The 23,092-nt window shown below is 68.9% G+C and carries 18 protein-coding genes; 11 read left to right on the top strand and 7 right to left on the bottom strand.

What is annotated here, in order from left to right; genetic code table 11:
* The first annotated feature begins 85 nt into the window (after positions 1–85).
* From AB0B40_RS33435 to AB0B40_RS33425, 3 genes are read left to right on the top strand one after another with little or no spacing between them, the layout of a single operon-like run.
* A complete protein-coding gene (locus tag AB0B40_RS33435; protein WP_362267266.1) occupies positions 86–556 on the top strand; it encodes a hypothetical protein in 471 nt (156 codons plus the stop codon).
* An 11-nt stretch (positions 557–567) separates the two neighbouring features.
* Entirely contained in the window at positions 568–2,859 is a 2,292-nt protein-coding gene (locus AB0B40_RS33430; RefSeq protein ID WP_362267264.1) for a DUF6571 family protein, read from the top strand.
* Positions 2,822–3,508 (top strand): hypothetical protein, encoded by a 687-nt coding sequence (locus AB0B40_RS33425; RefSeq protein WP_362267262.1) that lies wholly within the window; start codon positions 2,822–2,824, stop codon positions 3,506–3,508. The genes AB0B40_RS33430 and AB0B40_RS33425 overlap by 38 nt, the downstream gene beginning before the upstream one ends.
* A gap of 825 nt (positions 3,509–4,333) precedes the next feature.
* On the opposite strand, the gene AB0B40_RS33420 is transcribed toward AB0B40_RS33425, so the two are convergent.
* The 5 genes from AB0B40_RS33420 to AB0B40_RS33400 form a co-directional block, all read right to left on the bottom strand.
* On the bottom strand, positions 4,334–4,636 hold the full coding sequence (locus AB0B40_RS33420; RefSeq protein WP_345056618.1) for a WXG100 family type VII secretion target: 303 nt from the start codon (positions 4,634–4,636) through the stop codon (positions 4,334–4,336).
* 37 nt (positions 4,637–4,673) lie between these two features.
* On the bottom strand, positions 4,674–5,015 hold the full coding sequence (locus AB0B40_RS33415; protein ID WP_345056640.1) for a WXG100 family type VII secretion target: 342 nt from the start codon (positions 5,013–5,015) through the stop codon (positions 4,674–4,676).
* Between the two features lie 119 nt (positions 5,016–5,134).
* Positions 5,135–6,370, bottom strand: coding sequence for a S8 family serine peptidase (locus AB0B40_RS33410; RefSeq protein WP_345056620.1), 1,236 nt, complete (start codon positions 6,368–6,370; stop codon positions 5,135–5,137).
* 56 nt (positions 6,371–6,426) lie between these two features.
* On the bottom strand, positions 6,427–8,247 hold the full coding sequence (locus AB0B40_RS33405; protein WP_362267259.1) for a hypothetical protein: 1,821 nt from the start codon (positions 8,245–8,247) through the stop codon (positions 6,427–6,429).
* Positions 8,244–8,699 (bottom strand): hypothetical protein, encoded by a 456-nt coding sequence (locus AB0B40_RS33400; protein WP_362267257.1) that lies wholly within the window; start codon positions 8,697–8,699, stop codon positions 8,244–8,246. Before AB0B40_RS33400 ends, AB0B40_RS33405 begins: the two co-directional genes overlap by 4 nt.
* Before the next feature lie 501 nt (positions 8,700–9,200).
* Between AB0B40_RS33400 and AB0B40_RS33395 the strand changes: the two genes are divergently transcribed.
* From AB0B40_RS33395 to AB0B40_RS33375, 5 genes are all read left to right on the top strand, one after another.
* Positions 9,201–9,719, top strand: coding sequence for a hypothetical protein (locus AB0B40_RS33395; protein WP_345056626.1), 519 nt, complete (start codon positions 9,201–9,203; stop codon positions 9,717–9,719).
* Positions 9,720–9,793: 74 nt separating this feature from the next.
* Positions 9,794–12,121: a hypothetical protein gene (locus tag AB0B40_RS33390; RefSeq protein ID WP_362267255.1), complete on the top strand. Its 2,328-nt coding sequence runs from the start codon at positions 9,794–9,796 to the stop codon at positions 12,119–12,121.
* 4 nt (positions 12,122–12,125) lie between these two features.
* A complete protein-coding gene (locus AB0B40_RS33385; protein ID WP_362267253.1) occupies positions 12,126–12,752 on the top strand; it encodes a hypothetical protein in 627 nt (208 codons plus the stop codon).
* A 179-nt stretch (positions 12,753–12,931) separates the two neighbouring features.
* A complete protein-coding gene (locus AB0B40_RS33380; protein WP_362267251.1) occupies positions 12,932–13,261 on the top strand; it encodes a hypothetical protein in 330 nt (109 codons plus the stop codon).
* 26 nt (positions 13,262–13,287) lie between these two features.
* A complete protein-coding gene (locus tag AB0B40_RS33375) occupies positions 13,288–13,797 on the top strand; it encodes a hypothetical protein (RefSeq protein ID WP_362267248.1) in 510 nt (169 codons plus the stop codon).
* A gap of 87 nt (positions 13,798–13,884) precedes the next feature.
* Here AB0B40_RS33375 and mycP read toward each other — a convergent pair whose 3' ends face one another.
* Positions 13,885–15,078 (bottom strand): type VII secretion-associated serine protease mycosin, encoded by a 1,194-nt coding sequence (mycP, locus tag AB0B40_RS33370; RefSeq protein ID WP_362267274.1) that lies wholly within the window; start codon positions 15,076–15,078, stop codon positions 13,885–13,887.
* 80 nt (positions 15,079–15,158) lie between these two features.
* Positions 15,159–16,688: a type VII secretion protein EccB gene (gene eccB, locus AB0B40_RS33365; RefSeq protein WP_345056632.1), complete on the bottom strand. Its 1,530-nt coding sequence runs from the start codon at positions 16,686–16,688 to the stop codon at positions 15,159–15,161.
* A 197-nt stretch (positions 16,689–16,885) separates the two neighbouring features.
* Between eccB and eccE the strand changes: the two genes are divergently transcribed.
* The 3 genes from eccE (at position 16,886) to AB0B40_RS33350 (ending at position 23,010) form a co-directional block, all read left to right on the top strand.
* Complete coding sequence (eccE, locus tag AB0B40_RS33360; RefSeq protein WP_345056633.1) at positions 16,886–18,223, top strand: type VII secretion protein EccE; 1,338 nt, start codon at positions 16,886–16,888, stop codon at positions 18,221–18,223.
* Positions 18,224–18,279: 56 nt separating this feature from the next.
* On the top strand, positions 18,280–19,044 hold the full coding sequence (locus AB0B40_RS33355) for a hypothetical protein (RefSeq protein WP_362267246.1): 765 nt from the start codon (positions 18,280–18,282) through the stop codon (positions 19,042–19,044).
* Between the two features lie 303 nt (positions 19,045–19,347).
* The gene (locus tag AB0B40_RS33350; protein ID WP_362267244.1) at positions 19,348–23,010 is read left to right on the top strand and encodes an SCO5717 family growth-regulating ATPase; all 3,663 of its coding nucleotides are present in this window, start codon (positions 19,348–19,350) and stop codon (positions 23,008–23,010) included.
* Positions 23,011–23,092: the final 82 nt, after the last annotated feature.

Genomic DNA, 23,092 nt, shown 5'->3' with positions numbered 1-23,092 from the left:
CGAAATCCCTTGCGGTGGCTCCCGGCTCACCGTTAGCGTCACGTGCCGCGCGGCCACATTCGCATTCGGCACACGGGGAGCGTCCATGGCGTGGGACGAGTGGGAAAGTCTCAAGCGTCAGGCAGCTGGCGGCCCGCACACGCAGCTCAACCAACTGGCGGACAGCGGTGGTGGTGGCCGCGGTGACCAGGACCTGGTCGTCTACCAGGACGACCTCGGCGCCATCGGGCATGAGGCGTACGAGCTGCACGATGCGCTCCGCAAGCAGGCGGACATAGACGGCATGGGCTCCGACAAGCAGGGCACCGGCAGCACGATGCAGGCCGCGAACGAGCTCAAGGGCCAGGGCTTCGCCACAGGTCCGGCACTGTCGCAGTCCGTCACGACCTGGACGGACCAGGTGAATTCTCTTCTGCAGGCTTGCGCGACCATTTCGAATCACCTTAATTACTCCCAGAAGACTCACGCCCATGACGATGGCGTAATTGCCGCCAGCCTCAAGCAGGCAGACGGCTCCGCCGCACCTGTTTCGGAATTGAGCAAGTACTTCAAGTAACGGGGGACGCGATGCCCGGCGTCACGTTGACCGGCCTTCTCGAAGTCGATTTGAGCAAACTGGAAGCCAGCGTCACCGACTGGAAGTCGGTCGTTGACAAACTTGGCGATCTGGCGACCAGAGCCGAGAAGGGGTTACAGGCGAAGGCTGACAGCGCCCGGTGGGCCGGTGTCAACTCGGACGTCACCCGAGAGTTCGTCCGTAAGACGGCCAAGGAGTTCAGGGACGCCCATGCCGAGGCTGACAGCATCTACAAAGTGCTCAGCGACGCGCACGCCGAACTCTCGCCCCTGCAGAAGCAATTGAAATCGATAGTGGACAAGGAAGCCCCCGCGCTCGGCGTCAAGGTGGCCGACTACGGGAACGAGGGCGGCGGCCCGCTGATCCACGTCTTCTTTCCGCACGATCGGACGACGGACGACACGCACACCGATGAGGAACTCGCGAAAGCACACGAGTTGGCCATACACATCGCCAACCTTGTGGCCCACGCGCAGGAGATCGATGCTTCGGTGGCTCGTGCCCTCGCCAAGAGCCACGGCAACGATGCCCACAACTTCGGGCACGAGACGTACAACTCGCTGGACGAGGCGGAGCAACAGCGCGCCACGGAACTGGCGAGGCTGGGCACCAAAATGAGCGACCGCCAGTTCGCCGAACTTAACTCGATCATGAAGTGGAACGCGAAGGACGCCGACTTCAGCACCGCTTTCTATGAGTCCCTCGGCGGCCCCGAGAAGACACTGGAATTTTATGGACACATGGCGCTCGACGGCACCGAGGGTGAGAAAAAGGAGCGTCTGGAACTGACGAAACAGCTCCAGCGCAACATGGGTGTCGCTCTGGCCAGCGCAACCGATCCGGACAACAGGTCGCATCTTCCGCCTGCCTGGGGAGAACAGTTCCGGAAGCTGGGCACGAAGTCGATCGAACTCTATCCCGGAGCCCTGAACTCACCCTACGGGTACCAAATTCTCGGTGGGCTGCTGCGGTACGGAAATTACGATCCGAAGTTCATCAACCCCCTCGCTGAACACATCGCGCAACTGCATCACAAGAACCCCGATTTCTTCATGGGAAACAAGCCTATGACGGGCGGCTCCGACACCAACTGGGGATTCAATCCGTCGGGCAAGGACGGTGCCGGATACGATCCGCTCACCAGCGTTCTGGAGGGGCTCGGCCACAGCCCCGAAGCGGCCAAGAAGTTCTTCTCCGACGATATGACACCCACGGTGTACAACGAGGACGGCACGGTGAAGGAGGGTGCCACCCTCGACTACACCTACTTCGACGAGCTGACGAAGAAGGACTTCGAGTGGCCGCCGGACAGCTTGGTGGCGCCCGGCAGCGACGCCGCGGCCCATGTCCGCGAGGGCGGCCCCGACGCACTGGGGCACGCTCTGGAAGCGGCCACGCTGGGACACTCCTACGACGATCCGGCGCCCACGCTCAAGCGGGACGACACTTCGGCCGCGATCATGGCAAAGGTCGTGGAGGCATTCGGTGACCCGGAACGAATTCAGGACCCCATGGCGGACAGCCTCGGCCGCATGGGAGCCGGATACATCGATGACATGAACTGGGCCCTGAACGACAACCGCACGGACAGCCTGTACTACCCCTCGGACGGTGGCCATGCACAGTTCGGCGAGGCCAACGCGATCAAGTTCCTGAGCGCGGTCGGACAGCACCCGGACGGATACTCCGAGATTTCGACCGCTCAGCAGGTGTACGGAACGACCGCGCTGGAAGCACAGGCTCACGACGGCCACATCAATCAGCCGCACGTGCGGGAGATCGTTCGTACGGGCGCGCAGGTTCAGGGCATTCTCGATCAGTCCCGATCAGACCAGATCAAGGCTGAGGGCCTCGCCGCGGACGAGGCGTACAACAAGAGCCTGGAGAAGAGGACCGGCTGGTTCCAGTTCGGAGCCGGTGTGGGAATCGCCGCCGGCGCCGCCTTTCTCCCCCCGGTGGCCGCAGCCGGGGTGGCGGGGACGCTCATTCCCGTCTTCACCGATGCCGGGAAAGGCGCGATCGGTCAGCAGATCGCCAATGTCATCGGTGACGGGGCCGAGACGATGCAGAAGGACAGCGCAGACTCCATTCACCAGCAGACGAGAGAGGTTTACCGAGCAGGCCAGGCTGCCGCGGCCTCTCCCCTGGAGAGTTTCATGAGCAACCACGGCATCCACCATGACGACGGCGGATTCGGGCAGGACCTCGAAGAGGCTCTGAGAACCGGCTACGGAGTTGGAACCGATGGAGAGAGTCAGCGCGGCGTGCTGCCCAATGCCTAGTCGAACCGCCCACCGGGGGAAGAACCCGCTCATCACTGCACTGGTCACATTGGTGTTGGCGGCCACCGGCTGCCAGAGCGGGGAGGCGAAGGACGAGCGGCCGTCTGCTGCGAGGACGTCCTGTGCCGAGGTCCTGGACGCTCAGACCAAGTCGGCCATTCGCCGGCTCGCGGACATCCCCGCCCCGGCGAAGGTCGAGTACGAGGGCGACCCGGCTCTGACGGCCAACCAACTGGTCACTCAATACCTCACGGGTAAGCCCGATCAGAGAGAATATTTCTTCTGTGGCGCCTACAAGGACTCGTCCGAGCACGAGTCCGTGCGAATCGACTTCTCATTGACCCACGTACTCCCGCGGGCGGACACGACGGGCTCTGAGTTCCAGGGATACCGCATGGGGAAGGCGGCCCGTGTCAGCAGCAGGGCCGGTTACCTCTACTTTGATTGCTCCAGTGCGAAATTCGACCGCACAACCCAACTGGTACATGCGGAGCTGGAGCCCATTTTCAGGGTTACCGAGACGGCCGCCGCGGCGCGGGAAGACAACCTCCGTGTCCTGCACGGCTCCAGCCGCGCGCTGTCCCGCTTGCTGGGGTGTGAGAAGGGAACGGGCATCACCGGAGCGTTCACGATGCCGCCGACTGTGTAAAGCGATCAGAACGCCGGGAGAGTGTGCAAGAAGTCGGACTTCGCCGCCATGACGCGGTTGCTCCGGGCTGCGAAGGCCACGTTCTCACCGCCGCCCTCAACTTCGTAGTCCGGACCTCGCGTGCATGTCCGGGGTCACGGTCCGCACCGTGGAGCCGCCGAGATCCAGCACCGGACAGCGGCCTGCCCCTGAGGTGGACGATGCCGTTCCGGGCGACGGGCAAGAGGGACTGCTCCTTCGCCCGTCACGGGCGGTCCACGTGGCCTATCCGGTCGAGGGACCGAAGGTGTGCAGCGTCTCCTGGTCGCGCGCGGCCGTCCCGCTCTCGAGTCGCATGACCCGTGGCGGCGTACGCGAGGGCAGCTCCGGGGCATGCATGTCCACAAGGAGCGCGAGCGCCTACCGGACGCCGTTCCGGCGGCAGGCTTCCCGGCTCGAGGCTCGGCAGTCCGGAACGGAGGTGCTGTCCAGGGCTGCTGCGCGTACGGCGCCGGAACAGGACGAAGGCGGCCGTCGGAGGCCAGCGGAACGGCCGCCGGGGACACGACCACGAAGGTAAGCCCCTGTCCGTGCAGGACGGCCAGGGCCACACCGAGCGCGAGTACCGTCCACATGATCAGGGTGTACGGACCCGACCGCCGCCGTGCCCTGGCTGCTCTGCCCGGCTCCTCCCCGGCGGCCATGCCGGTGGCGCCCTTGCATTTCCGTGTCCCGGTCCTGCGCTCCGCTGTCGCCGTCCGGGCACGACGGAGGGTGGGCACCTCCCGTGCGCGCCCACCCTCTGCGGTGTTGCGTCGACCGGTCCGGCCGGCCGGTGAAGCCGACTTACATGAAGTAGCTGGCGGCCTTGCGGTCTCCGCCCTGGTAGTCACCGCCGGCCGCGTGCACGACCTTGCCGATGGCGACGAGGGCCTCGTGGATGCCGTTGGCCTCGCGGTCCCAGGCGGCCTGCTGCTCGGTGTACGTGGTGTGGGCGTCGCCCTCCCACATGTCGGCCACACCGGCGACCTTCTGCTTGATGGCCTCGAGGCTCTCCTCGAGCCGACGCGCGTGGTTGGCGAGCTCGGTCGCGGTGTGGTCGAGGTTGTGGTACGAGACTTCGAGGTCGCCGAGGTTCTGGGCGCTCATGGTTGCCTCCGTTGCTGAGAAGTTGTGGCGGCCGGGATCAGTAGCTGGACAGCGCGGAGTTCGAGCCGCCGTAGTTCACGTCGATGCTCTGCACCTGCGAGCGGACTTCGTCTTCGGTGCTGTCCTTGATCTTCCGGGTGCTGCTCATGGCCTCGATGAACTTGGCGAGGATGTTGCCGATGCGGACCATGCGCTCGTTGATCTCGGTCTGCTTGGCGTTGAACGCGCCGGCACCGATGCCCTTCCAGTGGCCCTCGAGGCTGTCGATGATGCTCTGCAGCTCCCTGAGCTGGCCCTTGATCCCCTCGAAACGGTGCGCAAGCTCCTTTTCGAGGGCAACAATGTCGCCGTCACTTACTTTCTGACGCCCTGTCGCCATTTCCATGCCTTTCGTTCTGAATTGACCTTGCCGGGTGCGGAGCCATGGAGCGGACGTCAGCACTGATGGCAAGCGGGCTTCTGCTCACTCGGCGAGCGAGCAGGTTCGCGGGAGACCGCTCAGGCGTTACGGCGTGCACGCAGCACGGCGAAACCGGCGCCTCCGACGAGTAGTACGGCGGCTACGGCGCCGATGATCACCCAGGTCTGGGTATCACCACCGGAGCCGGTGTCCTGTGCGGCGGCCGAGGTGGGGCCGTCGGCGGAGCCGGCATCCTTGGTGGGCTTGCCGGTGGGAGACTTGCCCGAGGGGCTGGGGGTCGCCGATGCGCCGTCGCCATTCTCTTTGGCGAGGGGGTCGACGTCCGCCGGTCCGGGGTTGATGTCCTTGTTGATGAGCACGCGCCGCGGGCGGATACCGCCATAGCCGAGGTACTTGCTGGGCTCGTCCTTCGGCCAGGAACGGCCGGCGGTGTCGATCAGGGTCCGCAGCACCTGGTTGGCCGTCCAGTCCGGGTGCGCGGACCAGACCAGGGCGGCGGAGGCGGAGGCGATGGCGGAGGCGGGGCTGGTGCCGTCGCTGTCGCAGTACTCGGTGAACCTGCCGTTGCACCAGGAAGGGATGTGCAAACCCGGGGCTGCGAGGTCTACGTAGTCACCGAAGGTGGAGAACTTGGCCACGGTTCCGGACTTGTCGATTGCGGACACGCCGACCACACCGGGGTAATTGGCGGGATAAGCCTCATAGTTCGTCTTATCCCCTTCGTTGCCGATGGCAGCAAAGATCAACTTCCCCTTCGATACCGCATACTTCACAGCGGCCTGCTCCTGCTCGCTGAACTGGGGAGCACCGAAGGACATGTTGATGATTTTCGCTTCGCTATCCGCGGCTGCCCGGATCGCTGTGGCCACGTCAGGCGTTCTGCCGATTTCAGCGCCCCGCAAATCCCCACCGTCAATACGGAAGGGAATGATCTTGGCCCCCGGGGCAAGGCCCTTGATGCCACCGCCAGCTCCCGTGCCTGCGATGATCTCGGCCATCGAGGTGCCGTGCCCGTCTTTGTCGTGGGTGACGTGGTACGCCACGGACTTGGGCACCTCATCGACAAGCACTTGTCCCTTGAGGGCGGAAGTCGCCGAATTGACCCCGCTGTCGATCACGGCAACCTTCACCCCCTTGCCTGTACTGATCTTCCAGATGTCATCAGCGCCCATCGCGTCCAAATACCACTCCTTGGACTGGACATCAATGGCGGCGGCCTCCGGGGCAAACGTTGCCGACGTGATGGCGAGTGCACCGAGTGCCGAAAACACAGCAGACAGACGTCGCGTGTTGCGTGTCGTCAGGATGGCCATCCTCGTGCCGCGTCGGCCGGTCCCTGGCTTCATGCCTGTGTACGTCCTCGCTTGTGTCAGTCGCTCGTCTTCGGCACATCGCGCCGCTTCTGCGCCGGGTGGCGATGTTCCTTCTCGGCAGGGCCGCCGGTGCGGCCTGCCGCAGCTCCAGGAGCCTGGCGACTGCCCACCGCACCGCGCCCGAGGCCCGCGCCGCCGGCCTCGTGGCCCTGCGTGGAGTTGCGGGGGGCACCGATGACCCCCTCAGGGTTGCTCGCCGAGCGAAGCGCCGCTTGGCCCAGGCCAGGATTGGCCTTCGCCGGAGGGATACCGACGACTCCACGCTGACCGATGGTCCCCTTCGCCGGCGTGGACGAGACCGGTTCCTCGGCGCCGACGACCATACCGCGCGGGACACGGGAGTTGGTCGGCCCACCGGACGTACGGCCAGTGACGGGCTTGCCGCCCACGACACCGTTGCGCGCCTGACCGACAGGGCCAGTCGTTCCCGTGCGCCCACCGGGCGTCTCGGTGGTCCTGGGGGTTCCGCCGGTGACGGGGCGCCCCATCGGTGAGCGACCTGACTGAGCGGGCCCCCGCGCACCCGGCTGGCCCGCAGGGTTCGCACGTCCCATGGCACGAGCAGCCTGCCCCGTCGGGCCTTGGGGGGCTCGACCACCAGCTACGGAACGCCCCGCCTGACTCATCGGCCCCTGCGGCACTCGGCCATTTGAGCCGGTACGCCCTGTCTGACCCACGGGTCCCTGTGACACTCGGCCACCCGCGGTACCCGTGGTGCGTCCCTGAGCAGTCACCGGGGGGCGGCCGACGGGCCCGTAGGTACGGCCCGAGGTCGGCGTGATGGGAGGCGCCATCGGCCCCGTGGGGAGCGGAGGCATCTGCCCACTGCCACCACTAGTGGTCGGCAAAGTGGGTGCTGGGGCGTTGGGCGGTGTGGCGGGCACCTGAGGAGGCAGGGTCGTCGTGGTGTTGATTTCCGTGCCGACATCATGGCCGGGAGGCATGCTGGGCTCGTGGACTTCCTTGAGGGGTGGTACGTGCCCGTGAGTCTCTGCCCCGTTCGAGGTAGCCCTGGCCGCGTGGCCTTCCCCGACATTGCCTCGCACCGCAGCCTTCGGCGTCGAAGCCTCTGACTCCGACGCCGACCCTGAACCGTACGCTCGCCTTTGGTTGTCAGACCAACGTGTCGGTACTCCGACGTCCGTGATCGGCTTGAGCGGTTCCGGTTCCTTCTGCTTGCTCAGATCCGTCGCCGCGACCTTGTAGTACGAGGCCAGCCGGTTCATCTGGTTGATGGCTTCTTGCCGGTTCTTCTCGACCTTCACCGCGGCCGCGTAGTCCGGGTTGCTGTCGACCTGCTTGGCCTTGGGCAGCTCGGTGGGCAGCTTCTGCTCATGTGCCGGCCGCGTGTCCCTGGGCGGCATGGAAACGCGTGCGGAGGCGAGTCCCGTAGCCGCCACGGAGATGTGGGTGCCGGCCTGGTCTGCGTACCCCGCCAGGCTGTGGGTGTAGTTGATGAGCTGCTTCGTCCAGCCATGGAAGGAAGTGGCTCCCTGGCCCTCCCAGTCGACCTTGAGGTGCTGCTCCAGGTCCTTCGCCGCCTTGCGGATGGCGTTACCCGCGTCGAACAGGGACTTGCTGGTCAGTTCGAGGTGCTCGGGGTTGGCATGCTCGACCAGGTCGATCATGTCGTTGAGGTTGTGGTTCTCGAAGTTCGTGGATCCGACGAAGTTGACCCGGACGCCACCACCGAAGAACGGCATGTGCGCCAGCATGTTCTGCGCGGTCGTGATGGGTGCGACCTGCTGGCCGACCTCCTTGTCGACTCCCTGCGCAGCTGACTTGTACTCGGGTTTCTTCTTCCAGTCGTCGCTCACCGCAGGTCCGTCTTCCCCGTCGACTTGTTGCCGCGCTCATGTCCCGCACCCTGCTTGTCAGCGGCTGCGGCCTTCTCCACGTCCTTCTGGTACTGCGCGCCGAGCTGCGTCCGAATCTGCCAGAACCGCTGGTGGACCTCATCCTCGGTCCCGTCATAGGTGGCATCGGCCGCATGCGATGCGAGCTTCAGGGACTCGATGTGCAGCCCCAGAGTCTTCGACAGGTGCGTGAGACGCGCGTGCACCGTCTCGTATGCCGTGTGCAGGTCACTCGCCTCGTCGAACGGAGCGTGCGTGCCACCGAACGACGACCGACTGAGTGATTGCTGCGCGATCTTGGACGGACTTCCGTGCCCTTCCTCGAAGTCGGACAGCGCGTTGTCGAGCTTGCCCTTGAACTCCTGCAGCGCATCGATGCCACGCCTCATACCCGAGCCGCCACCGTCAGCCACCGCGACCCCTTCCCCGTCTCCCCGTTGGTACAGCCGGACAGACCCAGCGGCACCCGGCCGCACGCGATCCATCGCTGACCACTGTAGTCACTGTGTAAATCGCGGCCAACTGAACTCTGCGACGCTTCAGTTGCGATGCCGTCCGGAAGTGACCGAGTCACGGCCGACAAAGATCGACAAGGCGGTCAATGACGACAGAAGGGGCCCTGCATCTGCGCAGAAGCTTCACATGCGCGCGGCGGGCGCGCCGCCGGAGGCAGTCCGGGGGAGAACTTTGCAACCACAAAACCTCACCCCCGGGGCACCGGTCCACGGTGGCCGAACAGTTCGGACGCACCATCAACCCTCCGCCGAGACTGACTCGCGTCCAGTCGGCAGGCCTCCTCCCCCGAATTTTCACGCCCGACACATCACACATAGCAGACATTGCGCAAACTTTCCGCAGCGTTGGTTGCTAGTTTGGCCCGAGGCTGGAGCAACCACGGGGGAAGGGGCCCTTCCATGGCATGGGACGAATGGGAGCAGATCAAGGCGGACACTGCCCAGGGGCAGTCGACGCACATGCAGCTCGATCATGTCGATCCGGGTGGTGGCACCTACGGCCCCTATGTCGTGCCCAGCAAGACCGGTGACCTCAAAGTGGGTCACCAGGATCTGGAGAAGATCGGCAGCGCGGCACACCACCTCTACAACCAGCTCTGGGACAAGGCCCGCGTGGCGAGCCCGAGCAGCGACTCCGCAGCCGGCGACCTCTCCAAGCAGGGCTTCGCTCTCGGCGCGGGCCTCCAGCACGTCTCAAACCGCTGGGAGGAGCAGTTGAAGTCCCTGATGGACGCCTGCGCCCAGATCTCGAACCACATGCAGACCACCAAGGCCGTACACGCGAACGACGAGCACTACATCCAGCGGCAGATGAGCAGCATCGACACGTTGGACGACGGGTTCGACGAGCGGGTGGGGGCGCCGGGCAAGAAGAACTCCATCTACGGGGAGAAGGACCAGGATAAGAAGAAGGAGTAGCGGCACCGGGAGGAGACGGCGACACCTCCCCCCGCGTCAGCTGACACCGCTACCCCAGAGGACGACGACACCCCATGGACTTCAACGCTCTGTACCACGCCAACTTCAAGCTGCTCGACGACGCCGTCACCGACTGGTCGACGCTCGTGAAGCACCTCGGGGACTTGAAGAAGGACGCCGAGGACGATCTGCACAAGGCCGCGCTCAAGGCCGACTGGGCCGGCGTGAACGCGCAGGTCTCCCGGGAGTTCGTAGGCAAGACAGCCGGTGAGTTCGGCGACGCCCACACCCAGGCGACCACCATCCATAACATCCTGAGTGATACCCAGGGTGAGTTGAAGTCGTATCACCAGCAGCTGAAGGACGCCGTCTCACGCGGGGAGAAGAAGAACCTCACGGTCGTCGACGCCGGTGACGGCAAGTTCACTGTCACGGGCAGCACGCGGCCCGACGGGAACTCGGATCCGAGCGGCAACAAGAGCGCGACCAACCAGAAGGACGTCGACGATCTCCGCGACGAGATCCAGGGCATCCTCAGCAAGGCCACCGAGAGCGACAACTCGGCCAAGACCGTCCTCATGACGCTCGTCGACCAGGCCAAGATGGGCTTCTCCGACGCCAGCTATGCGAACCGGGATGACGCCGCTGATGCCGTCAAGGAGGCCGACGAGCTGGCCAAGCTCGCCAAGAAGAACCCCGACGACTTGTCCGTGCAGGACTTCGACCGGCTTAACGCGGGGCTGAAGAAGTACGCGAACGACCCGCTGTTCGCCGAGCGCTTCGCCCACAGCCTCGGGCCGCAGAAGACGCTGGAGTTCTGGACCGGGATCAGCGATCCCAACCGGGGCAACTACGAGGTGGGGCACAAGCGCCTCGACCAGCTCGACGATCTCCAGCGCAACCTGGGGCTGACGCTGGCCCATGCCACGCAGAGCGATTCCACTGACATGACCGAGTGGAAGCGCCAGATGATCGACCTCGGCGACAAGCCGCTCTACGGCGACCGTGGTGGCCCCATGGGCTTCCAGGTCATGAGCAACCTCATGCGGACCGGCGACTATGACGACCAGTTCCTGAAGGACTACGGGACCAAGCTCATGGCCACCGAACGGAAGATGACCGGTAACGGCGAGCACGGGAACCCGTTCTGGCAGCACCTGGGAGGGAGTGCCTGGCTGAACCGGATCGGCGACGACAGCGGCAACGACCCGCTCACCGGCTATCTCAAGGGCCTGTCCAATAGCCCTGATGCTGCTACCGACTTCTTCAACGAGCAGTACATCTCAAAGGACGACCCGGACAACCCCTTCGAGCGGGACACGGACGGCAACGGCAAGAAGGGCAAGGTGTCGCTGTCGAACTTCCAGTACCTGTTCGAGGAGCGGGACTGGCCGCAGGAGTCGAACCTCCACGGCGACGACATCGTCACGGGCCAGAACAACTTGGCCCTGGCCCTGGAGGCCGCCACCACAGGGCATCCGGCCGGGGAGATGCCCACGGCGGACACCCCGCCGCACAATGCGGGTCAGGCGAAGCTGGTGGAGGACATCTTCCATTCGGTGTCGGAGAAGCCGGACCGGCTGACCGGTCACGGCTACATGTCAGACAGCATGGGGCAGATCGCCGCGGAGTACATGCCCGACATCCACCGGGGGCTGCACGCGGGCGATGTCAGAGAGACAACCTTGTTTCCCGTGGCGGGTACGGCGGCCGATCTCGACGAGCGGGACATCAGCAGGTTCCTGTACTCCGTCGGCCAGAACCCCGAAGGCTACGCCGCGGTCAACCTCGGTCAGCACAGCTACACGACGCAGCTCATGCAGCATCACTTCGCGCATCCGACCGCATACGTCGAAGATGCCTCGTTCTCCCAAGCCGACAACCTGAAACAAGGCGCCGACCACATCGCGCGCACCGCGGGCGAGATCGAGGGCCTCATCGGTGCCGGCCGCGCCTACCAGGGCGAGCTGGACGGAGGAGCGAAGGACGCCGAGTACAACGCCGCGATCGAGAGCGCGGGAAGCTGGGGCGGCACGGCCATCGGTATCGGCATCGGCATGGCCACGGAGCCGATGACCGGTCCCGGCGGCGCCATCATCGGTGACGTGGCCGGTACCGCGGCCGAAGAAATCATCGGCAAGATCACCGAAGGGGCCATGCGCGACAGCTCCGGGGAGATCATCTACCGCAACGGCGAGAGCTTCCAGGACACCTCCGACTCGACCTACAAGATGGTGGAGCTGGCCGCCCAGAAGGCGGGGCAGAACACCGGTCACCGCTATCCGATGATCGAGGGATCGGTGGCCACCTCTGCGCAAGACGGGTTCGACACCTCTGGGCGCCTGGTCCACCAGTACCTCGACGGTGAGGGAATCCCCCGGCAACTCGACACGGAAGACTGAGACGTTGGCATCCACTCGTACCAAGTCCCTGCTCGTGGGAGGAGCGGCGCTGCTGCTCTGCTTTGCCGCGGGTGCCCTCTACGCGCTGGGACTTCCGCCCTTCAAGGACAAGAAGGGCGAGATCAAGGCAGCCGAGGTGTGCAGGACGCTCGGTTCCTCGTCCAGCAGTGCCGCCGCGCTGAAACGTGTCGTGCCCGACAGGTCTGACTACGCCTTCCAGGACGCCGTGACCGACCCTCGTCGGGACGACATGGACTCGACCTACTCCGCTTCCTGTTTCGTCAACGGCGACGGGAAGCTACTGGTTGTGGTCACGGCCGAGATGGCGCAGTACGACGAGGCCGACGCCTGGGCGAAGGACGTTGTCGAGGACAATAGGCCGGTCTCCTCGGTAAGGCCGTTCTCCGCCGGCGACAAGGCGATCGCCTCGGACAGGGTCGCCGCCATCTACCTCCCCTGTGTCGCTCGTGCGTCCGGCCCGCACTTGAGCGTCGTCGCGCATCTCAAGCAGCCTGGCGGCGCGGACGACGATCAGCTGCGGAAGGGACTGATCTCACTCGTCCGCAATACCGCGCTCTACGCACACCAGAACGCGAAGTGCGATGCACCCTCCAAGGTGACGCCGTCGTGACCACCACCCGCCGAACCACGGCAGCCGTCACCGCGCTCGCAGTGCCCGGCACAACGCGATGAGCGTGTGGATGGCGACTCTGCCGGCGCCCAGGCGGTTGCCGCGCTCCTCAGGGCCGATGTCCTCGAAGCCGAGCCGACCGACACGACCGCGGACCGAGGTTTGGCGAAGACGGCACTGTGAAGAAGGGGAATCCCGGCTTCAGCTCCTACCTGGACTTGTTCACCGACAAGGACTTCGGGTGGACGGTGGACACGAACGCCGCGAACGTCCTGGCGGACATCGAGCAGGACACCACCAGCGAAGCCGAAGCGCAGGCCGGCCAGGAGTACACCAACGGTCGCCAGGCCGCCCTCGAGTCTGCGCGAGCCGCCGTCGATCATGCGCTGGTGAACAACAACGCCATCGACCCGGACACCGCCGACGACCTGAGGAGAGCAGCGCGTACATCCGCCGGTCACAGCCACTCGGACGGCGCCCAGTGGAAATCGGAGAGTAACAAGCATTGAGATCCGCACCGTACGTTCTCCGTGTCATGTCGCTCTTCGCCGCCGCGGCGACGGTGGCCGGGTGCTCTTCGGGGGGGCCGAAGCAGGAGTTCTCCGTGCCGAAGGCCCTCTGCGGAGCACCCGTCCCGGCCGATGCCCTCTCACGTCTCCTGCCTGCCTCGGGTGAGCGTGTCACGGTCGCGCCGACGGGAAGCCTGGATGACGGCTCGGCGCTGTGCGAGGTCAAAGTGGACGCAGACACGGTGCTGGTGATCAGTGACGAGCGCATCGAGGCCGGCAGTTCGGCACATGACATCTTGCGGAGCCGGCTTTCCCTGCAGGTGCAGAAGTCCGCGGACGGCGACTCCCTCGCCTATACGGATCAGGCCGCTGTGTCGCTGATCAAGTGCCGTGGCGCTGCTGTCAGAGAGGAGGACATCAGCGTCCTCATCAAGGTTCTGAAGCCCGCCCGCCGGGACGAAGCGGCCATGAAGAAGCTGATTCGGGGATACACGGCTTCACTGGAAGAGCGGCGTCCTTGCAAGGCGGCGTCCTGAGCAGCGGTTGGCCTCCGGCCGCCCCGCCTCGGAAGTCGTGGCCATGTCGGGTGCCGGGCCGTGAGGACGGCGGAGTCCGGCATGTCTTCAGGCCCGGCCCTCCAGGGACCGGCGCCTGCGTCTGGCGTCGCGGAGGGCCACCGCTGCGCCGCTGAGGGCCGCCACCAGGACCGCCACGCCCACGGCGACGTACGTCGCGATGCGGGCCGTGCGTTCCTGGGGGGTCTCGCCGAGGGTGAGTTTCGCGGGGGTGGGTGCCTCCGCGTGGGTGAGGCCCGCGTCGGGGCGGGGGGACTCGATCGGGTGATCGTCCTCCGTGAGGGCGCGGACCGGGTCCACCACTCCCCAGCCGACCAGGCGGTCGTGGCCGGGGATGGAGCGTTCGGCGGTCTGTTCGATCTGGGCCACGATCTCGCGGGGCGTCCAGTCCTTGTGCTTGGCCTTGATCAGCGCGGCCACGCCGGCCACGTAGGGCGCGGAGAAGCTCGTGCCGTTGTCGGAGCAGTGGCCGCCCTTCGGGACCGTGGAGATCATGTCGACGCCGGGGGCCGCGACACCGACGAAGTCGCCGGGCTGGGAGAAGGGCGCGCGTTCGTTGTTGCGGTCGGAGGCGGCCACGGCGAGGACACCGGGGTAGGACGCCGGGTAGGTGTTCTGGTTCTTGCCGTTGAGGCCGTTGTTGCCCGCCGAGGCGACGACGACGATGCCCGCGCCGAGTGCCTCGTCGACCGCCTCGCGCAGGCCCTCGTCCGGTGCGGCGCCGGTCGTGTCCTGGGAGATGTTGATGACGTCGGCCTTCTCCTTGATCGCGTGCCGGATGGCCGTGACGAGGGTGCCGGCCGTGCCGTGCCCTTCCGCGTCGTTCTGCTTGATCGGGATGATCGTGGCCTCGGGGGCGAGGCCGACGAAGCCCGTGCCCTTCATGGGGCGGGCCGCGATGATGCCCGCCACGCGCGTGCCGTGGCCGACCGTGTCCGTCGTGCCGCTGTGGTTGCCGCGGTCCTGGACGGGCTGGCCCTTCTTGTCCTTCACCGGCAGGAAGTTGGCGCCCAGGGACGCCTCCACGGCGTGGGTGAGCTGCGGGTTGGCCGTGTCGACGCCCGTGTCGATGACGGCGACCCTGACGTCCTTGCCCTTCGACTCGCTCCACAGCTCGTCGAGGTTGACGCGCTGCAGCGCCCAGGGCGTGCTGGCGTACTGGTGGTTCGTCTTGGAGAACGTGCACTGGTCGGAGCCCGGGTCCGCCGTGGCCGCCGGCGCCGCCAGCAGGGTGGCGGTCATGGCCGCGGCCGTCGCCAGGGTCGCGCGGCGGTGTAGCGCGGGGGTCGTCCTCGTGGCCGTCTGGGGCATCGTCGTACCCCTCAGGAGCCTTGCGGCTGGCGGGCCGCGGCGGTCGACAGGCGCGGGCCGGTCGGCAGGAACTGCGACCAGGGCGCGGGGATGGGGGCGGGGCTGACGTCCGCGTAACCGAGGCGGGTCTGCGCCAGCTTGGCCTCCTGCTGGAGCTGCTTGCGTTTCTGGTCGGACATGCCGATGCCCTTGTCGGCGCCGGCGCTGTCGTCGTTGGACTGCAGGGCGTAGCGCAGGCCGGTGTCGGTGACCAGGAAGACACCGCCGACGGTGGTCTTCGTGCCCTGGAACTGGCGGTAGAGCTGGCCGGAGCCGGCGGTGACGTACGCGCTGGAGGAGCCGGTGGGCAGGACGGCCGGGAAGTCGGTGCCGGCCCAGGTGCTCAGGGTGGTCCCGCCGTTGCCGGGGTCGACGTGGTTCAGGACGTTGCAGACGGTGTTGCGGCTGCCGTCTGCCGTGGAGGGGTTGTTGACCGCCTTGGGTTTCTCGGTGGGCCACTTGTGCTCGGCGGCGAACGGCTCGCCCCGGGTGATCGCGCCCGCGCTGACCTCCAGGGCGTGTCCGGCCTGGCCGAGCTTCACGAGGTTCTCGCTGGTCAGCAGGAGCTCGGCGACGAAGTCGGAGACGGGGGCGACACGGCCGGGCAGGACGACGAAGTGCTGCTCCTGGCCGTTGACCGGCGCCCGGAGCACCATGCCGACGCGGTTGGCGTGTTCGTCCAGCTGGCCGGGGGCGTCGGCGGCGGCGGCCGGGACACCGGTGATCGGCGGGAAGGTGATCGCGTCGCCCTGGTGCAGGGTCTCGATCCACTCCTGGGTCACCTGCTGCGGGGTGCGGTCGGCGCCCACGAGGGTCTGGAGGAGCAGGCTGTTGTCGGCGGCCACCGGGTAGGCCCAGCCGTGCGCGTCGACCACGTACCGCTTCTTGTCCGGGGTGGCGACGTAGAGGAGTTCGCCGCCGTGCAGCTTCTCCTTGGGGCCCGTGAGCTTGTCCTGGTCCCGTTCGGCCAGGACGAAGGCGGCCTTCTGGATGGAGCTGCCGCTGCCGCTGGGGCGCTCGCAGACGGCCCACTCCTTGGCCGTGCCGGCCTCCTTGCCGGAGGGCAGCCGGTCGGGGGCGTAGGGGATGCCGATGGTGATGCCGTGCGGGATCTTGCCGTTGTCGAGGATCGACTCGTCGACGGTGACGACGTCGACGTCGCTCTGGGTGTCCAGGACGAGCTTGGCCGACGCCATGTTGAGGACCGGGTGGAGCTGGACCTTGTGCTTCGTCTCCAGCACGACGTAGCGGGTGGTGGACTTGCTGGCGATGATCACCTTCTGCCCCGGCTTGTCCCAGCCCTGCGGAGCCGTCGGCTTGAACATGCCCCAGGCACCGAAGCCCGCCAGAACGACCACGCCGACGATCGCGCTGGGCAGGATCGCGCGCAGCGGCCGGGGTGCCCCCTCGTCGGAGCCATCCGGTGACGACTGCACGAACGACGCGAGCATGCGGCGCTTCGCGAAGGTGTAGGCGTTGAGTTGGTCCCGCCGAGATGCCATCTGTGCCTGTTTCTCCCCGTGTCTCACGCGGAGCGCGCCCGGGGACCACGCTCCCCCGCCCTCCGTTGTCGGACCCGGCCCCTACTATGCCTGGTACGGAGCGGGTCTCGTGGAGCGGGTAGGGTACCTGGGCCCTCAAGGGCCTTGTTCAGTGGCCTGGTTCCAGCGAGTTGTGAGCAAATCGGGGGGATGGAGTGATGGCTTCCGGTACGCGGACGCGAGTGCGTGGCCGGTCGGCGGCACGGGGCGGCGCGGCCGGCTCGGGGACGCCGCCGCGCGGGAGGTCCGCCCGGCGCGACGGCGAGCGGCAGCAGGTCGCCCTCGGTCTCAGGCAGCGGCCCGGCCAGGCGGGTTCGTTCCGTTTGCAACGGCTCGTGCTGATGGAGCTGGCGGTGGCCGTGCTGCTCGTCGGCTGGGCCGTCGGCATGGCGGCACTGGTGCCGGCCGCGGTGGTCGCGACGGCGCTGGTCCTGCTGGCCTTCGTACGGCGGCGGGGCCGGTCCCTGCCGGAGTGGCTGGCCACCGCGCGGGAGCTGCGGGCGCGGCAGAGGCGGGCCGAGAACACCCCGATACCGCCCGGCACGGAGCCCGGTCTGGTCCCGGCGGTGGAGTGCGAGCCGGCCCTGCGCACGTACTCGTACGGCGCGCGTGACCGGCGGCCGGTCGGCATCGTCGGGGACGGCACCTTCGTCACGGCCGTGCTGCAGGTGGAGGCCGACGCGACCGCGCTGCGGGCCGAGCGGAACCGCCAGCCCCTGCCCCTGGGCCTGGTGCGGGACGCCCTGGAAGTGGACGGGATCCGCCTGGAGTCGGCACAGATCGTGCTGCACACCCAGCCGGCGCCCGCGCTGCACCTGCCCCAGCAGTCCGTGGCCGTCGCCAACTACCTTCCTCTCCAGGAGCAGACCGGCGCCCCGGCGGTGCGCATCACCTGGATCGCGCTCAAGCTCGATCCCGAGCTGTGCGCGGAGGCCGTGGCCGCGCGCGGCGGTGGGCTGACGGGGGCGCAGAAGTGCGTCGTACGGGCCACGGACCATCTGGCGAGCCGGCTGACCGGCGCCGGGTTCCGGGCGCGGGTACTGGACGAGGAGGAACTGGTCGCCGCGCTCGCCACCTCGGCCTGTGCCAACCCGCTGGTCACCGCCGAGGCCGGGCGCAGCGAGACCCGGGAGCGGCGCACGGAGGAGTCGGGGCGCAGCTGGCGCTGTGACAACCGGCGGCACACGACGTACTGGGTGCGGCGCTGGCCCCCGCTGGGCGGCGGCCGGGCCGAGTCGCTGCCCCAGTTCGTCGCCCGGGTCACGGCGATACCCGCCCTGGCGACCACCTTCAGCCTGAGTCTCGCGCGCGGGGAGCGGCAGGAGGTTTCGCTGTGCGGGCACCTGCGGGTGACCGGACGCAGCGACGACGAACTCGTGGCCGCGCGACGCGCGTTGGAGGGTGCCGCCCGGCAGTCCGGAGCTGGGCTGGCCCGGCTCGACCGCGAGCAGCTGCCCGGCATGCTGGCCACTCTGCCCCTCGGAGGTGTGCGGTGACGACGTTTCCGACGACTTCGACGGCGCCGGGCGCGCGTGCCCAAGGGGCGCAAGGCGTGCAAGGGGCGCAAGGCGTGCAAGGGGCTCAGCAGCCGTCCGGGCCGCGGCGGGCTGTCGACCGGCTGCGGCACGGGCTCGGGCTGGTCGGGCCCCGGCACGGCCGGCACGGTCTGTCCGCGCAGCAACTGGACGCGCTCGCCCTGCCCATCGGGGACGACGGTGTGGTGGCCGGCGTCGACGCCGAGGGCCAGCCGGCCGTGCTGGGCATCAACCGGCCCACGCCGTACGACGTCGTCCTGATCGGCGGCCTGTGGACCGCGCAGGTGCTGGCGCTGCGCTCGGCCGCCACCGGTGCCCGGGTCGCCGTGGAGACCGGCCGGCCGCAGGCGTGGATGCAGATGGTGCATGCCATGGGCGGCGGGCAGAACGGTCTGTCCGTGTACGAGGTCGGGCGGGTCCCGCCACAGGGCGCCTCGGCCGGTACGCCGGTACTGGTGGTGCGGGACTGCGGTATGCGTCCCCCGCGCGGCCGGGTGGTGTCCGGGCCCTGGCAGTCGGTGCTGACCCTGCTGCCGTATCTCAGCCCCGTCGCGCCCCGGCTCCTCCGGCAGGCGCGGCTCGCCGGCATCCAGCGGGTCTCGCCGGACGAGGCCGCCGAACTGGGGCGCACCATGGGCCTGTCGCGGACCGAGGTGGAATCGCTGCCGGCGCTGCCCGACGGCGTCACCCTGTGGTGCACCGACCGTGACCGGCAGTACGTGCTGACGCAACCCACCGACGCTGAGATCGGATTGTTGGGCACACCCCGACGAATGGACTGAACTGCCCTTCCCCGTCCCATTTATTCGGGGTGCTGGGTGCGGTTGTTCGGGGGTGGCGGAGTCCTCCGGCCGTGCGGTGACCAGGCGGGCGCGTACGCAGAGGCGGGCGGGCCTGCCGAGGTGTGCCTCGTGGTGATTAGGCTGGGAGCGGGCGCGATGGCAGGAACCGTGGACCGGGCGTCGGTGTCCCGGGGGGAAGGTCCGGTGAGCCGGACCGCCCCGAACGACTTCGGACGACTCGGTACGACACGACATGGTCGCCCCGGCACGGCATGAGGGTGCTCGACCACACCAGGAGGAACTGTGAGCAGCGATCGGGACGGGACGCGCGGGGGCTGGGACACACCCGGCGATGACCAGCCCGACGCGGAGGCCGTCGAGACCACCGGCGAGTTCACCATCGACTACGCTCCCCCGGCCTGGTACACGCAGAACGCGTCCGGTACGTCGGGGGGCTCCGGCACAGGCACCCCGGCGGGTTCGGGAGGCCTGAGCGGTTTCGGCGGCTCCGGTGGCCCGGGTGGCTCCGGTGCCGCCGGGGACCCGGGTGCTCCGGCCGCTCCCGGGGTGCCGCCGTTCCCCACGGGTGCGCCCGTTCCGGGTCCCGCGCCGGCACCGGCGCCGGCCAACGAGCCGTCGCCCGTGCAGCCGACGGGCACCCCTGCGCAGGGCACCCCGTTCATCCCGCCCCAGGGGACCGCCTACGCACCGCACGTGCCCGCGCAGGGGCCCTCCTTCACCCCGCCGCAGGGGACGCCTTACATGCCGCCCGCTCCGCCCGCGACTCCGGAGGGCGCGCCGTACTCTCCGCCCGCTCCGCCCGCGGCCGCGCAAGGTGCGCCGTACGCCCCGGCCGCGCAGAGCGCGCCGCCGGCAGGCGAGGCCGCCCCGGTTCCGCGGCTGCCCGAGGGATTCGAACCGCAGCAGCCCGGGCCCGACCGGCAGGACACACCGGTCTCCCCCGCCGCGGTCGAGCCGGAGACGGACAACGGCGACCTGGAGAGCGGGGCGACCATGCGGTTCTCCGCCGTCGCCCTGAAGCGCCAGATGGCCGAGATCGCCGAGCGCGCGACAGCCCCCGGCAAGCCGGACGAGTCCGCGGACGAGGGCTCCGCGGAGGGCTCGACGGATGACTCGGCGAAGGGCTCGGCAACGGGCTCAGGGGCCGCTGACGCCTCGCGCGCAGCCGACGCCGCCGACACCTCGGTCACGTCGAACACCTCGGTCGCGACGGTCACGTCTGCCGTCTCGGGCCCCGAGGGCTTTGTCGAGGTCGCCGGCGCCGGGCAGTCTGCTGGCGAGGCCGCCGCCCGGGAGGACCCGGTCGCGGACGCCGCCGTCCCGGAGGGCTCCGCGTCCGACGGGGACGAGGAGCGGGACGAGAGCGGCCGGGCGACGGCGGCCGAGGGCCCGGTCGTACCCGGTGCCGTGGAGCCGTCCGCCGACGAGGAACCCGCCGCGGAGGCGGGTGTCACCGAGAAGTCCGTCGCCGAGGCAGGGGCCGCCGGTGCCGGGCGTCCCGACGCGCCTGAGGCCTCCGTCGACGGCGCCGCGCACTCCGGCCACCCCTCGGAGCCCTCGGACGCCGTGGCCCCGGACAGTGCGCCCCAGCCGGGCGCGCCGCAGGACAGCACCCCGGGGGAGGACACTCCGGGCGAGGGCACGCCAGCCGGCCACACTCCAGGTGACGGCACCTCAGACGATGCCGTCCAGCGGACCGCAGCACCGCACGCGGACGCCCGGCAGACGGGCGCCCCGCAGGCCGCAGCCCCCCAGCCGGGCGGCCACGGCTTCGCCCAGCCCCCCGCCGTCCAGCCCCCCGCGGGCCACCCCGGGGCTCCGGAACCGGGTGGCGCCCAGGCCGCCGCCGCTCAGTACGGTCCCGGTGCCCCGCACTCCGCCATGCCGCCCGCTCCCCCGGCCCCCCAGGGTGGGCAGCCCGGCTGGCCCCCGCCGCCCGCGCCGCAGAACGGGCTGCCCCCGCTGCCGCCCACGTACCAGCCCGCCGCCCCGGCTCCCGCGGCCCAGTGGCCCGCGCAGCCCGCGCCGCCGCAGACCGCCCCGCAGCAGCCCGGACCGATGCCCGGCGAGCAGCCGCAGCCGGCGGCCGGACAGGGGCCGGCCGGCGTACCCGGTCAGCAGCCGCCGTTCCAGCCGCAGGCCCCGCAGCCCGCACCCGCCGCATGGAACCAGCCGAACCAGCCGAACCAGCCCAACCAGCCGGCCGGTCCGGTGCCCGGCCCGCAGCCGGTCGCCAACGCCCCCGCCCCGCCGAGCGGTTACGGCTTCCCGCAGCCCGGCATGCCCAGCCCCGCGGCGCAGGGCGGTGGTCACGGTGTCCCCCAGCCCGAGCACCAGCCCCCGGGCGCCCAGCCGAACCCCGACGGCCCCACCCCGCCGAGCGGCTACGGCTTCCCGCCGCCCGGCGCACCCAACCCCGCGGCACAGCCGAGCGGTTACGGCTTCCCGCAGCCCGGAAGTCCCGACGCCCAGGCCCAGGCCCAGCAGGGAGGTTACGGCTTCCCCCGGCCTCCCCAGGGCCCGGACGGCGTTCCCACCGCCGCCCCCGACGCGTCGCAGGCAGCTCCGCAGGCCCCGGTCGACCCCCGCTCCGGCGCCGCGTGGCCGCAGCCCGTGCAGCACGACCAGCGGCAGCCGACCAACCCCGGTGCCGCGCCGCTCGGTTACACGGCCGCCGTCGAGCTGTCCGCGGACCGGCTGCTCAACAACAAGCGACAGAAGCCGAAGAGCGGCCGGCCCACGGCGGCGGCCGGCCGGTTCAAGATCGGCGGCAAGAAGGAGGAGGCCGAGCGGCAGCGCAAGCTGGAGCTGATCCGTACGCCGGTGCTGTCCTGCTACCGGATAGCGGTCATCAGCCTCAAGGGCGGCGTCGGCAAGACGACCACGACGACCGCGCTCGGCTCCACCCTCGCCACCGAACGGCAGGACAAGATCCTGGCCATCGACGCCAACCCGGACGCGGGCACGCTCGGGCGCCGGGTGCGGCGCGAGACCGGGGCGACCATCCGCGACCTCGTCCAGGCGATCCCGTACCTCAACTCGTACATGGACATCCGGCGGTTCACCTCCCAGGCGCCCTCCGGTCTGGAGATCATCGCCAACGACGTGGACCCGGCCGTCTCGACCACGTTCAACGACGAGGACTACCGGCGGGCGATCGACGTGCTCGGCCGGCAGTACCCGGTCATCCTGACCGACTCCGGCACCGGTCTGCTGTACAGCGCCATGCGCGGGGTGCTCGATCTCGCCGACCAGCTGATCATCATCTCCACCCCGTCGGTGGACGGCGCGAGCAGCGCCAGTACGACGCTGGACTGGCTGTCCGCGCACGGGTACGCCGACCTGGTCTCCCGGTCCCTCACCGTGATCTCCGGGGTCCGCGAGACCGGCAAGATGATCAAGGTCGATGACATCGTGCAGCACTTCGAGACCCGGACCCGCGGGGTCGTCGTCGTGCCCTTCGACGAGCATCTGGCCGCCGGTGCCGAGGTCGACCTCGACATGATGCGACCGCGGACGCGCGAGGCGTACTTCAACCTCGCCGCCCTGGTCGCCGAGGACTTCGTACGCCACCAGCAGTCGCACGGGCTGTGGACCAGCGACGGCAACCCGCCGCCGGTGGCCGCCCCGCCCATGCCGGGCCCTCAGACGCCGGGCCAGCCGTACCCGCAGGGACAGCCGTACCCGTACCCGCAGGGACAGCAGCCCTACCCGGGGCAGCAGCCCTACCCGGGACAGCAGCCCTACCCGGGACAGCAGCCCTATCCGGGGCAGCCGTTCCCCCAGGCCGCTCCGGGCCAGCAGCCGTACCCGCAGGCCGCTCCGGGCCAGCAGCCCTACCCGCAGCAGCAGGGGCAGCCGCAGCAGCCCGGCCAGCGGTACGGCCATCCCCAGCAGCCGCAGGGACAGCAGCAACCGCCGCACGCCCCGCCCCCGCAGCAGTAGGACGGCATGACGAAGGGCGGCCGGTGCTACGCCGGTCTCGTCGGCCACGCGCGCGAGGACGTCGTCGGCGTTGCTGGCCTCG

The sequence above is a fragment of the Streptomyces sp. NPDC042638 genome, from assembly GCF_040647235.1.
Taxonomy (GTDB): Bacteria; Actinomycetota; Actinomycetes; order Streptomycetales; family Streptomycetaceae; genus Streptomyces; species Streptomyces rameus.
This window is presented reverse-complemented; position numbering and strand designations above follow the sequence as displayed.